Origin of the sequence: Paenarthrobacter sp. 4246, assembly GCF_040546855.1 — a bacterium.
Lineage (GTDB): Bacteria > Actinomycetota > Actinomycetes > Actinomycetales > Micrococcaceae > Arthrobacter.
The window spans coordinates 441,981-454,225 of record NZ_JBEPOP010000004.1; the positions used below are offsets into that span (position 1 = coordinate 441,981).

The 12,245-nt window shown below is 63.1% G+C and carries 12 protein-coding genes; 7 read left to right on the forward strand and 5 right to left on the reverse strand.

Annotated elements, in window-relative coordinates; all coding sequences use genetic code 11:
• Positions 1-17: 17 nt before the first annotated feature.
• Positions 18-896 (reverse strand): helix-turn-helix transcriptional regulator, encoded by an 879-nt coding sequence (locus ABIE35_RS09990; protein ID WP_354514543.1) that lies wholly within the window; start codon positions 894-896, stop codon positions 18-20.
• Positions 897-1,082: 186 nt separating this feature from the next.
• Between ABIE35_RS09990 and ABIE35_RS09995 the strand changes: the two genes are divergently transcribed.
• From ABIE35_RS09995 to ABIE35_RS10015, 5 genes are read left to right on the forward strand one after another with little or no spacing between them, the layout of a single operon-like run.
• Positions 1,083-1,904 (forward strand): aldo/keto reductase, encoded by an 822-nt coding sequence (locus ABIE35_RS09995; RefSeq protein ID WP_354514545.1) that lies wholly within the window; start codon positions 1,083-1,085, stop codon positions 1,902-1,904.
• Between the two features lie 35 nt (positions 1,905-1,939).
• Complete coding sequence (locus tag ABIE35_RS10000; protein ID WP_354514546.1) at positions 1,940-2,911, forward strand: aldo/keto reductase; 972 nt, start codon at positions 1,940-1,942, stop codon at positions 2,909-2,911.
• Positions 2,908-3,939, forward strand: a complete 1,032-nt coding sequence (locus ABIE35_RS10005; RefSeq protein WP_354514547.1) for an NAD-dependent epimerase/dehydratase family protein — start codon at positions 2,908-2,910, stop codon at positions 3,937-3,939. The genes ABIE35_RS10000 and ABIE35_RS10005 overlap by 4 nt, the downstream gene beginning before the upstream one ends.
• Before the next feature lie 59 nt (positions 3,940-3,998).
• Complete coding sequence (locus ABIE35_RS10010) at positions 3,999-4,829, forward strand: aldo/keto reductase (protein WP_354514548.1); 831 nt, start codon at positions 3,999-4,001, stop codon at positions 4,827-4,829.
• A gap of 3 nt (positions 4,830-4,832) precedes the next feature.
• Positions 4,833-5,882 carry a lactonase family protein gene (locus tag ABIE35_RS10015; protein WP_502921377.1) on the forward strand — a complete coding sequence of 350 codons (1,050 nt, stop codon included), beginning with the start codon at positions 4,833-4,835 and terminating at the stop codon, positions 5,880-5,882.
• A 74-nt stretch (positions 5,883-5,956) separates the two neighbouring features.
• Here the strand turns inward: ABIE35_RS10015 and ABIE35_RS10020 are convergent, their stop codons facing one another.
• The gene (locus tag ABIE35_RS10020; RefSeq protein WP_354514550.1) at positions 5,957-6,187 is read right to left on the reverse strand and encodes a hypothetical protein; all 231 of its coding nucleotides are present in this window, start codon (positions 6,185-6,187) and stop codon (positions 5,957-5,959) included.
• Entirely contained in the window at positions 6,184-6,381 is a 198-nt protein-coding gene (locus ABIE35_RS10025; protein WP_354514552.1) for a hypothetical protein, read from the reverse strand. The genes ABIE35_RS10020 and ABIE35_RS10025 overlap by 4 nt, the downstream gene beginning before the upstream one ends.
• Before the next feature lie 306 nt (positions 6,382-6,687).
• Here ABIE35_RS10025 and ABIE35_RS10030 point away from each other — a divergent pair, with 306 nt between their 5' ends.
• Entirely contained in the window at positions 6,688-9,480 is a 2,793-nt protein-coding gene (locus ABIE35_RS10030) for an alpha-amylase family glycosyl hydrolase (RefSeq protein WP_354514554.1), read from the forward strand.
• A gap of 67 nt (positions 9,481-9,547) precedes the next feature.
• Here the strand turns inward: ABIE35_RS10030 and ABIE35_RS10035 are convergent, their stop codons facing one another.
• Both ABIE35_RS10035 and ABIE35_RS10040 read right to left on the reverse strand, forming a co-directional pair.
• Positions 9,548-10,582, reverse strand: a complete 1,035-nt coding sequence (locus tag ABIE35_RS10035) for a hypothetical protein (protein ID WP_354514556.1) — start codon at positions 10,580-10,582, stop codon at positions 9,548-9,550.
• Positions 10,583-10,587: 5 nt separating this feature from the next.
• Positions 10,588-11,097 carry an RNA polymerase sigma factor gene (locus tag ABIE35_RS10040; protein WP_354514557.1) on the reverse strand — a complete coding sequence of 170 codons (510 nt, stop codon included), beginning with the start codon at positions 11,095-11,097 and terminating at the stop codon, positions 10,588-10,590.
• A gap of 149 nt (positions 11,098-11,246) precedes the next feature.
• Here ABIE35_RS10040 and ABIE35_RS10045 point away from each other — a divergent pair, with 149 nt between their 5' ends.
• Positions 11,247-12,224, forward strand: coding sequence for a serine hydrolase domain-containing protein (locus ABIE35_RS10045; RefSeq protein ID WP_354514559.1), 978 nt, complete (start codon positions 11,247-11,249; stop codon positions 12,222-12,224).
• Positions 12,225-12,245 lie beyond the last annotated feature (21 nt).

The following is a 12,245-nucleotide window of genomic DNA, read 5'->3' on the forward strand; positions in this document are numbered from 1 at the left end:
TCAGAGGAACATTGGCATTAACTGTCATCTCGGCGCGCAGGCTCGGGCACCTGGGAGGCGGTGCCTACGTCACCAAAGCTGAGCAGCGTCAAAGCGTCCGACGACGGCGAGCCGGCTTTTGCCGAATAGACCCGCAGGAGCTGGTCGGGATCGTCCGGGAGACCCAAAGTTTCAAAGTTCAGTTCGAGGTCACCCACCACCGGGTGGTGCAGCCGGACCGTGCCCGCGGAGCGCGTGGCAACCCTGTGCCCGGCCCACCACTGACGGAAGTGCTCGCTGTGGACGGCGAGTTCTCCCACCAATTGATTGGTCTGGGGGTCGTTGGGATGCCGGCCCACATCCATGCGCAGGGCACCCACAGCCTCGGCAGCAACGGTCTTCCAATCCCTGAACAGCGCCCCGGCGGCGGGATCCAGGATGATCCAGCGGGTCAGGTTCCGCTCGGGCGCCGGCAACGCCGCGAAGTCGGTGAACAGCAAGTGGGCCAGCCGGTTTCCGGCGAGGACATCAGCGCGGCGGCCCAACACCATCGCCGGAACATCTCCGACGGCGTCCAGCAACTGCCGCACGGCAGGCCTGACCTTTTGCACGGGGCCGGGATTGCCTGCCGAGCTGGCGCAGTGCTCCAAGAGGTCCATCATGTGCGCCTGCTCCCCCGTATCGAGACGCAGGGCACGTGCCACGGAATCCAGGACTGCTTTGGAGGGGTGGATGTTGCGGCCCTGTTCCAGGCGGGTGTAGTAGTCGGTGCTCACACCGGAAAGGCGTGCCACCTCTTCGCGACGGAGCCCGGGCACCCTGCGGGAACCGCTGGACTCCTGCGCTCCGGCATCTTCGGGTGAAAGGCGGGCGCGCATGACTTTGAGGAACTTGCCGAACTCTGCGCTTTGACCCATCCGTCTATTCTGCCGGTGCAGATGTGTGAAACACCATCATTCTGGGTAGGACTGCCAGACCTAGGAAAAACAGGATCAGGCTGGGTTGCTGACTCTGCCGCAAAAACTGCATAGGCTCAGTACAGAGCCTCCGAAAACGCTTTCTGGAGAATCGCCACCATCACCATCCCGTCGAAGGAGACCGTCATGCCAGAGCTGACATTGAACAACGGCGTCACCATCCCGCAGCTCGGATTCGGTGTCTTCCAAGTGCCCGCCGAAGAAACACAGAGGGTCGTGGAAGATGCGCTGGAAGCCGGCTACCGCCACATCGACACCGCTGCCGCCTACCGCAACGAGGCAGGGGTAGGCGCTGCCATCGCCGCCTCGGGGATTCCCCGCGATGAACTCTTCATCACCACCAAGCTCCGCAACGGTGAGCAAGGCGAGGCCCCAGATGCATTCCAGCGCAGCCGGGACGCCCTGGGCCTGGATGTCATCGACCTCTATCTGATCCACTGGCCCGTCCCATCCCAGGGGCTCTTCGTTCAGGCGTGGAAAGACATGGAGAAGCTCTACCAGGACAAGCAAATCCGGGCCATCGGCATCTCCAACTTCCTCTCCGATCATGTGGACACGCTGCTCAAGGAAGCGGACGTCGTCCCGGCCGTCAACCAGATCGAGGTCCACCCCACCTTCCAGCAGGGTGAACTGGCAGCGAAGTGCCGCGATCTGGGTATCGCCGTGGAAGCCTACAGCCCCTTGGGCCAGGGCAAGGACCTGAACGCTGAGCAGGTGGCGCTGGTAGCCGCTGCACACGGCACCACTCCCGCGCAGGTGATCCTGGCCTGGCATCTGGCGCAGGGAACCATCGTCATCCCCAAATCAGCAGACTCCACCAGGATGCGCGAAAACTTCGGCGCAGCTGACCTCTCCCTGACCGAATCCGAACTGGCAGCCATCACGGCACTGGAGGCGGGCGCCCGCATCGGTTCCGATCCCGCCGTCGCATCTTTTACCCAGCTCTAAGCCCTGACTGTACAAAGCAAAGGACCTCACCAACCATGCAGTACACACACCTTGGCCGCTCCGGCCTGAAAGTCTCCCGCCTCTGCTTGGGGACCATGAACTTCGGTCCACAGACGGACGAAGCAACGGCCCACTCGATCATGGACTCCGCACTGGACTCCGGCATCAACTTCTTCGACACGGCCAATGTCTACGGCGGAGCGGAACACCGCGGATGGACCGAGGAAATCATCGGCCGCTGGTTCGCAAAGGGCGGCGAGCGCCGCGAACGGACCGTCCTGGCCACCAAGCTGTACGGCACCATGACGGACCGTCCCAACGAATCCAAGCTGTCGGCGCTGAACATCCGCCGCGCACTGGATGCGAGCCTTAAGCGCTTGCAGACGGATTACATCGACATCTACCAGTTCCACCACATTGACCGCGATACCCCGTGGGATGAGATCTGGCAGGCCATTGAAGTAGCCGTGCAGCAGGGCAAGATCCTCTACTCGGGCAGCAGCAACTTTGCGGGCTGGCATATTGCGCAGGCACAGGAAGCTGCCCGGCGGCGGAACTACACCGGGCTGGTCAGCGAGCAGTCGATCTATAACCTCTTCAGGCGCGAACTTGAGCTCGAGGTCATTCCATCCGCCCAGCAGTACGGTCTGGGCCTGATTCCGTGGTCGCCGTTGCAGGGCGGGCTGCTGGGTGGCGTGCTGAAGAAGGAGGAGCAGGGAGTTCGCCGTGCGGAGGGCCGGGCTTTGGAAACGCTCAAGAAGCACGAGGACCAGATCCGCCAGTATGAGGATTTCGCAGACGAACTCGGCCACGCGCCGGGCGACGTCGCCCTTGCCTGGCTGCTCCACCAGCCCGCTGTGACGGCGCCGATCGTGGGACCCAGGACCCAGGAACAGCTCGATGCCGCCATCAGGGCCCTCGATGTCGCCCTGAACGATGACGCCCTCAAACGGCTCGACGACATCTTCCCGGGCCACCGCCCCGCGCCCGAAGACTACGCCTGGTGAGCAGCCTGCTGCCCCACAGCCTCGGAGCTGACACCGTCGCACCCCGGGACATCCTGTTCATTGGCGGGACGGGGGTCATCAGTGCAGCGGCGGCCGAACGCGCCGTTGCACTGGGCCACCGGCTGACCATTCTCAACCGCGGACGGTCAGCCGGGCGGCCGGTCCCCGACGGCGCGGAAGTGCTGCACGCCGACATCCGCGATTCCCAGGCGGTGCGCGAGGTTCTCCAAGGAAGGGAGTTCGACGCCGTTGCGGACTTCATCTCCTTCACCCCGGACCAGTCGCTGGCCGGGATGGAATTGTTCCGTGGGCGGACGGGTCAGTACGTGTTCATCAGTTCTGCATCGGCGTACCAAAAACCGCCAACGACACTGCCTATCCGGGAATCGACCCCGCTCAAGAACCCGTTTTGGCAGTACTCCCGGGACAAGATCGCCTGTGAGGAACTGCTGTTCGAGGCCTATCGGGAGCAGGATTTCCCGGTCACCGTGGTGCGGCCTTCCCATACCTATGACCGCACCAAGATCGCGATGGTGGGCGGCTGGACTGACATCCACCGCATGCGCGCTGGAATGCCGGTCCTGGTTCATGGGGACGGAACCTCGCTCTGGACTTTGACCCACAGCAAGGATTTCGCCAAGGCATTCGTCGGGCTGCTGGGCAGGCCGCAGGCCATTGGCGAGAGCTACACCATTACCTCCGACGAGTTCCTGCCGTGGGACCAGATCTACCGCCTGTTCGCGAGGGCGGCCGGCGTTGCGGAACCCGAACTGTTTCACGTATCGTCCGAGACCATTGCCGCCCACAGCCCTGAACTTGGCCCGAATCTGCTGGGCGACCGCTCGCACTCCGTGGTGTTCGATAACTCCAAGATCAAGGCCCTGGTTCCTGATTACCGGGCCACCATCCCGTTCGCGGACGGCGCCCGCGAGATCGTGGAGTGGCACGATGCCCACCCGGAGCTGCAGGTAGTGAAGGAAGATTTCATGGAGTTGAGTGATCGGCTCCATGACTGGTCACGAAGATAACTGTTGCCAAGCAGCCAGCGGCCAGCGTAGAAACAGAGAAACCAGAGGAGACCCAGCCCATGGCACTTGCCCCACTGATCGAACTGAACGACGGTTTCAAGATCCCGCAACTGGGACTCGGCACGTGGCCATTGAATGATGCCCAGGTGGCCGACGCCGTGGTGGAGGCGGTGTCGCATGGCTACCGGCACGTGGACACAGCAAAAAAGTACGGGAATGAGACGGGCGTGGGCAACGGCATCCGCGCTTGTGGAGTTAGTCGTGAAGAACTGTTCATCACCACCAAGCTGGATGGCGAATTCCAAGGCTCCGGAAAGGCCATTGACGGGCTGGAGGGGTCGCTGGAGCGCCTCGGCCTGGAATACGTCGACCTGCTTTTGATTCATTGGCCGCTCCCCCGCCGCGGCGACTTCGTGTCCACCTGGAAGACGTTCGAGCAACTGCAGGCTTCGGGCAAAGCGCGCTCCATTGGCGTCTCCAACTTCAAACCCGCGCACCTTGACCAGCTGTTCCGGGAGACGGAGGTTGTGCCCGCCGTCAACCAAATCCAGGTTAGCCCTTCCATTCCCCGCCCGGCTGCCCGGGCCTACAACGAGCGGCATGGCATCGTTACCGAGTCCTACAGCCCGTTGGGCGCCAGCAGCGACCTGCTCAACGCCCCGGTGTTGGCCAGCATTGGCGGAAAGTACGGAAAGTCACCGGGACAGGTGGTGCTGCGCTGGCACGTGCAGCAAGGACTTGTGGCCATCCCCAAGACAGCCAATCCGCAACGGATGAAGGAGAACCTGGACGTGTTCGATTTCGAACTGGACCCGGACGACCTCAACAAACTGCAAACCCTCGACGCCGGCCCGGACGCGGGCGTCGATTCGGACGTTCAGGGGCACTGACGCGTGACAACAACAGATACCGACACCCTCATCTGGGTGGGTTCCTACACTGCTGACAGGAATGGCAACGGCGAGGGCATCAGCGCACTCTCGGCGGACTCCGACGGGAAACTCACGGCACTCGGTTTGGCCGTCGCCGCGAACTCGCCCTCGTTCCTCGCACTGCACCCCACACTCCCGGTGGTGTACGCCGTGGCGGAGGAAGGCAAGACTGTCCGGGCCTATCACCGGACGGGGGATACGGGTTTGGAGGCCTTCGGTGAGCCTTGGCCGGCGGGCGACGCCACCTGCCATGTCGCCGCGGACCCGCACGGCCGCTTCGTGGTGGCCACATGTTGGGGCGACGGCCAGGTCATCCTGTACGAAGTGGACGACAACGGCGCCATCACCTCGCGCACCAGCGCGGCAGCCGCCGTCGATCCCCACTTCACCGGACCTACGGATGACGAGCGGCCTAGTCGCGCGCATTCGAGCCTGATGCTCCCCGACGGACGGGTCTTGACCACCGACCTTGGGCATGACCTGGTCCGCGTGTGGAGGTACGTTCCTGGAGAAGGCCTGCAGGCTGACCATCAAGTGGTGCTGTCCAAGGGCTCGGGCCCGCGGCACATGGCACGGCATCACAGCGGCACGGTGTTCGTGGATACTGAGTACTCGGTGGAAGTGGCTGCGGTCCGAATGGAACCGGACGGCACGTACGAGCTCACCGCAGTTGTTCCGGCCAGCATCAACAAGCCGTTCGACGGCGACTCCGGGGCAGAGATCGCGTTGTCGCCGGATGGCCGGTTCGCCTACGTGGGAGTCCGGGGTTCAAACCGCATCTGTGTGCTGAAAGTGACCCACGACGGCACTGAACTCGAGCCCCTCGCGGACGTTCCCTGTGGCGGCGACTGGCCCCGCCATCACCTGGTCCGCGAAGGCTGGCTGTACGTCGCCAACGAGGGGTCGGACGACGTCGTGAGTTTCAGGCTGGACCCGGCCACCGGTTTGCCGGACGGGCCCGTAAGCCGCGTGGAGACGGGCTCACCCAGCATGCTGATAGCCGCCGTTTAAATGACGCCGAGATGGCATTTAATACGTATGATCCGCTCAGACATTGGTATTAAATGCCACCTCGGCGAGCCTTTTTAGATGGACCAGACCTGGACGTCGTCCGTGCCACAAAGCAGCTTGCGGCCAGTCGGTTCGAGGACCACCCAGAGCAGTTCCTGGTGCTTGGAGACGTCGTCAACGCGACCTGTCCCGGCACCCCAGGCGACGTCGTAAATCCACACAGGATCACCGGAGCTGAGCTCGGACCACTCTGCGGCAGGAACGTGCCGGTAGTCGGCGGGCCGGTTCAGGATGGAGCTGGTCACGCTGACACTTCGGCAGCAGTGCGGCGCCGCCAGACAGTTGCCACGCCGTTGTGGGCGGGAAGCACGTGGCCCTCAGGGAACACCTGGACGGCGTCCGGATCGGAATCCGGGCTCCACAGGCCCGACTCCGGGCAGTGGGAACCGGTAGGCATGGTGCGGGTGGCTCGTTCGCGCAGGAGGGCGATGCTCTTCATCGTTGAAACTCATCCTTGGGAGTAGATCGGGGCACTGCGTGGTGTGAAGCAGATCTCTTCAACCCTATGCAAGTCATAAGGGCTGCGTTATGGACAAATGCATAGCATTCCGACGGACGCTGATGCAGGAGCACAGTGGCGATTTGCGCCTTTCCAGCTATAACGACTGCAAACGCTTCCAGAAATCAACGCACTAAGGACTTCTTCATATCGCGTAACTCAAAGAATATCTAGATTAAGAATACGCAAGCGCTTACAGTTGTGACTTGTCCCACAGCACCGTCGCTTAGCGGAAGGTTCCAACACTTGTTAACTCGCAGCTATAGACCTGCCCTCCCCCACCAACGCCGCCCCCTGGGTCGCCTCGCCGCCGTCGTCCTGACCACGGCGGCACTGACCGCCACAGCTGTCCTCCCCGCGGGCGCCGCTCCAACCGACAAGAAGCCTGATCCCGCAGCACAGCACTCCATCCGGGGAGGAGTCAGCGACCAGAACTTCTACTTCGTCATGGCGGACCGCTTCAACAACGGCACCACGGCCAACGACGACGGCGGCCTGGGTTCCGATCCGATGGTGTCCGGCTATGACCCCACGCGCAAAGGGTTCTTCAACGGCGGTGACCTGAAGGGCTTGCAAGACCGTCTGGACTACATCCAAGGGCTAGGAACGAACGCCCTCTGGCTCACGCCGAGCTTCAAGAACAAGGCAGTCCAGGGTGACGGGACCCTGGCCAACAGTTCCGCCGGCTACCACGGGTACTGGGTCACGGACTTCACGCAAATCGACCCCCATTTGGGCACCAATGCCGAGTTGAAGACCCTCATCGATGCCGCCCACGCGCGGGGCATGAAGGTGTACTTCGACATCATCACCAACCACACGGCGGATGTCATCCAGTACCAGGAGACGCAGTCCGCGCCCTACATCTCCAAGGAAACCGAGCCCTACCGGACGGCCGCGGGCGAGGTTTTCGACGACCGCGATTACGCCGGGACGCAGAATTTCCCGGACTTGGACCCGGCGACGTCGTTCCCATACACACCAGTGGTCCCGGCCGCCGAGAAAGACGTCAAGGTTCCGTCCTGGCTGAACGACCCCACGCTCTATCACAACCGCGGCAACACCAACTTTGCCGGCGAGGACTCCCTGTACGGCGACTTCTTCGGCCTGGATGACCTCTTCACCGAAAACCCCACAGTGGTCAACGGGATGATGGACGTTTACAAAACCTGGATCCGCGACTTTGGCATCGATGGTTTCCGCATCGACACCATGAAACACGTCAACGATGAATTCTGGCAGCAGTTCGGACCCCAGGTTCTCAGCTATGCCAAGGAACAGGGCAAGGACGAGTTCTTCATGTTCGGGGAGGTCTTCGACACCTCCAAGAGCATCACCTCCAAGTTCACCACCAGGAACAAGATGCAGGCTGTGCTGGACTTCGGCTTCCAGGGCGCGGCCCGCAGCTTCGCGTCCCAAGGCAGCAAGGCCACCGGGCTGGCCGACTTCTTCAACGGGGACGATTGGTACACGGACGCCGACTCCAACGTCTACCAACTGCCCACGTTCCTGGGAAACCATGACATGGGCCGCATCGGCACGTTCATCGCCCAGGACAACGCGGGAGCGTCCGACGCCGAACTGGTGGAACGCGACGAGCTGGCCCATGAGCTGATGTACTTCTCGCGCGGCAACCCAGTGGTCTACTACGGAGACGAACAAGGCTTCACGGGCTCCGGCGGCGACCAGGATTCGCGCCAGACCCTGTTCGCGAGCAAGGTCCAGGAGTATCTGGATGACGACCTCCTGGGCACCAACTCTACCCACGCCACGGACAACTTCGATACCGGCCACCCGATGTACCGGAAGATCAGCGAACTCGCCGCGCTCACCGCTGAGCACCCCACCCTCCGCACCGGGGCCCAGCAAAACCGTTATGCCGCCGACGATGCCGGGATCTACGCCTTCTCCCGTATCGACGCCAAGGACCAGCGCGAATACATCGTGGCGGTAAACAACAGCGAGACAGCCCAAACAGCCGCAATTCCCACGTATGAGGCCAAGCAACCGTTCAAGCTGGTCTACGGTGACGCCGAGGCACATGCGAAGACCGATGCACAGGCAAAGCTCAGCGTCACCGTCCCGCCGCTTTCCGCCGTGGTGTACGAAGCAGCGGGGCGACTCGCGAAGTCCAAGGCGGCACCCGCCGTCGTGCTGAAGAAGCCAGTCACCGCGGCCGGTGACGCGTCCCGCGTGAAGGTGACGGCCGACGTCGACGGCAGCTCGTTCTATGAGGTCACCTTCCAGTCGCGTACGGCTGGCGGCGAGTGGCAAGCGATCGGCACGGACGACAACGCGCCGTACCAGGTGTTCCATGACGTGTCCTCGTTGGAAGGGGGAACGTCCGTGGAGTACCGCGCCGTGGTGCTGGACAACCGGGGACAAACGTCAGCCAGTGAGCCGCGCAGCGGTGTGGTGGGCGAACCGACCCAGCCCGAGTCCGTTTCCGTGGCCGGCAGCCTCAACACCGAACTGGGCTGCGCCGAGGACTGGCAGCCGTCCTGTGAGCAGGCATTGATGACCTATGAGCCGACGCATCGGCTGTGGCAACTCAACGTCCCCAACCTCCCGGCCGGAAGCTACGAATTCAAGGCCGCACTCAATGGCACCTGGGATGAAAACTACGGTGCCGGCGGAGAGTTGGACGGGGCCAACGTGGTGTTCCAGCATTCAGGCGGAGCCGTCACTTTTCTGTACGACCACGCAACCAACGTGATCAGCTCAGCGGTTGCCGGCCCGCAGCCCGCCGCCGTTTCGGTGCCGGGAAGCCTGAACTCCGAGCTCGGTTGCGCCGGCGATTGGATGCCGGACTGTGCCCAGGCCCAGCTGTCCCTGGACACCGTTGATGGACTCTGGAAGCTCTCCGTGCCCAACCTCGCCGCTGGGAGCTACGAGTTCAAGGCCGCCATCAACGGTTCCTGGGCTGAGAACTACGGCCTCGGCGGAGCCCCGAACGGCAGCAACATCGCGGTGAAGCACGACGGCGGCCCGGTCACCTTCCGGTACGACCCCGCCAGCCACCTGGTCACGCTCCGCTAGCCCAACTAGGTAACAGCAAACGTCGCTCTGGACTGTCAGAGCGACGTTTGCTGTTACTCAGATGGGGTTATTTGTAGCTCAGGCTCAGGAGCATGGACTTCAGCTGGGCGTACTGCGTGGTGCCCATATAGGCCTTGGCTGCCTCGGGAGTTGCGAAGGTGGGCTGCTTGTCGAAGTCGAACAGCACGTAGGCGTTCATGAATCCATTGGGCATCCTGATCAGGTTGGTTCCCGAGTCCGTCTCCCCGGACTGGAGCTCCGAGGCCAGGCGAACGTCCATGAAATAGTACGGATCACCCAGGACCTTGGCACTGCCCTCCGGTGCTCCGTACGGAACATACCTGGACTGGTTGGCCGCGAAACCAAACTCCACAAGATTGCCGGAGATGTCCCTAAGTCCCGGGACTGCAGCCCGGTCATAGACAGTCCGGGTTACCTCGCCTGCGGTGCCGTCTCCGTAAAACCCGCTGCCCACCATTGCTACCTTGGTGCCTGCACTGTCCAGGACGGTGGCCCCTTGGGATGCAGCCTTCGTTTCCTCGGAAAGATACGGCCCCGGCTCTGTATATGCGCTCCAACCAACCGGAAGCGTGAAGGAGAGGTGCCCGTCGGGGAAGGTAAAGGTCCGCGAAAGGGAAGCGTGCGGCAGTGTCGTGGTGGAAACGGGGGTAGGCGCCACCACGGGAACCGTTGGAGCCGGCGGGGAAGTGGGCGCGGCGGCCGTTGCCGTAGCCGTGGGCTTGGCTGATGGCGTAGCCGGCGGCGTGGTGGGTGTTGGCGTGACGGAAACGCTGGGCGTGGGTTTCGCTTCTGTCGTGGTGGCCGTGACGGCAGGTGCCGGCGCAGTGTTCACCGAGCCAAGGTTGGCGGCTACCAGCACTCCCGCCGTGACGGCCGCAGCTGCGAGCAACAGCCCGCCCGCAATTTGTGCCTTACGTCGCCTGCGCTGGTCAAGGGACGTCACCGCCGCCACCGGGTGGCTGTCGCTGAACACCGTGGAGCCGGAAAGGATCCTGTGCAGCGCTTCTTCTCCGTTGGGCTCGGCAACTGCATCGACAGTGAGCGGGTCAATCGCTGAAATCTGGTTCTTGATCGGATCCATTGTCTTCAGACCCCCATCTTGTGTGTGGTGGTTTCGGCCCCTGCAGGCATCTGTTTCCGGAACGCCGTTCGGGCCCGGTGGAGGCGGACTTTGGCCGCCGATTCACTGCACTGCAGCACGCCTGCTATTTCTGCGCTGCTCAAGCCGTCCCAGTAGGCCAGCTGCAGGATGTCCCGGTCCTGTTCACGCAGCCGCATCATGGCATCCTGTACCGCGACGTTTTCGGACTCATCGCCAAACCGCTCCACCGCCGTCGTCCGCAGCTTTTCCTGCAGTGCCAGCCGCCGGTCGCGGCTCCTGTACGCGTTCCCCACCAGATTCCGCGCAACCGTCAATAGATACGGGAGCTCCGGGCGTGACTCGTCGGTCCACTTCTGCCAGACGACGCGGAACACGTCAGCCGCGATCTCCTCCGCTGCCTCGGCAGATTCAACGCGTCGGCAAACGAATTTGAAGACGGATGGGTAGCTGTCTTTGTGAATGGCGATGAACGCCAATTCGCGCTCTGAAAGCACGATTTTTCCCCCTGATATAGAGCCCTGAACTGCAGGATACTTGTATAGTTTCCGGCCGGGCCGCCACGGTTACAGGTCCTGGCAGGTTTCTTCAGTCACCCGCGATAGATTCGACTCACAGACCCCCCGAACGAGAGCGTGGAACAACCATGGTGGAAACAGGCCCCTCCGCAGACTGGGCCCGCAAGCAGGTAGACCTTGGGCGCCTGCCCGTTGCTGTCCTGGGGATCGCTTCCAGCCACGGCATCGAGGACGTTGTGGCGTTCGGGACCGACGGCGGCAGGCAGGCCACGGCCGACGACCACTTTGCGCTCTTCTCCGTGTCCAAACCCATCAGCGCCCTAACCGTGATGCGGCAGGTGGAGCAGGGGAAGTTGTCCCTGAGCGCCTCCCTTGGCGCGGCCGTGCCCGGCTTCGGCGTGGGCCGCACGGACACGGTGACCTTGGAGCAGCTGCTCAGCCACCGTTCCGGTATTGCGGACCCAGCGCTCGACGGCGGCACTCCCCTCCGCGAGGCTCTCACCTCAGCGGAGCAAGCGTTCTACGCGGGCTCGTTGGTCCAGTACTGCAACATCGCGTTCGAGGGTGCCGCGGCCATGGCCGAATGGGCTGACAGGCGTCCCTTCGAGGAGCAACTGCTTGCCCTGGCAGCGGACACCGGCGCTGGATCGCTCACGTTTAGCTCGGGCTGCAACCCTCATACGGTCCACGGCACCGAGGCTGCTGGGCTGAATGTGGAGGGTATGTACCGGCACAGGCATCCCGGCGCGGGCCTGTTCGGGACGGCCACGGACCTGCTCAATCTTGGTTCTGAGCTGTTGCGGGATTCGGGGAAAGCAGTAAGGCCCGCAACCCTCGCTGCCATGCGCCGGCCCCGCACCACGGAGGTTTCCCACATCACCACCCGGCCCGCTCCCCTGCGGCACACGGGTCTGGGTTTCCAGCTGCCCGCCAATGAGTCGGAGCTGTTGGCGAAGGGGATCTACGGCCACCCCGGATGGTCCGGGACTGAGTGGTGGATGCTCCCGGAGCAGGACCGCTGCGTCGTCTTCCTGACGAATGTGCTGGACGCCCCGGACCTGGGCGTGGATACGAACGAGTTGTTCAACGCGGTGGCAGCTTCCTAGCCCAAGTAGGTAGCATTTGCG

Coding starts and splice junctions, on each gene's coding strand:
- ABIE35_RS10025 (WP_354514552.1), bottom strand. CDS start 6,381: ATGAAGAGCATCGCCCTCCTGCGCGAACGAGCCACCCGCACCATGCCT.
- ABIE35_RS10035 (WP_354514556.1), bottom strand. CDS start 10,582: ATGGATCCGATCAAGAACCAGATTTCAGCGATTGACCCGCTCACTGTC.
- ABIE35_RS09995 (WP_354514545.1), top strand. CDS start 1,083: ATGCCAGAGCTGACATTGAACAACGGCGTCACCATCCCGCAGCTCGGA.
- ABIE35_RS10010 (WP_354514548.1), top strand. CDS start 3,999: ATGGCACTTGCCCCACTGATCGAACTGAACGACGGTTTCAAGATCCCG.
- ABIE35_RS09990 (WP_354514543.1), bottom strand. CDS start 896: ATGGGTCAAAGCGCAGAGTTCGGCAAGTTCCTCAAAGTCATGCGCGCC.
- ABIE35_RS10045 (WP_354514559.1), top strand. CDS start 11,247: ATGGTGGAAACAGGCCCCTCCGCAGACTGGGCCCGCAAGCAGGTAGAC.
- ABIE35_RS10000 (WP_354514546.1), top strand. CDS start 1,940: ATGCAGTACACACACCTTGGCCGCTCCGGCCTGAAAGTCTCCCGCCTC.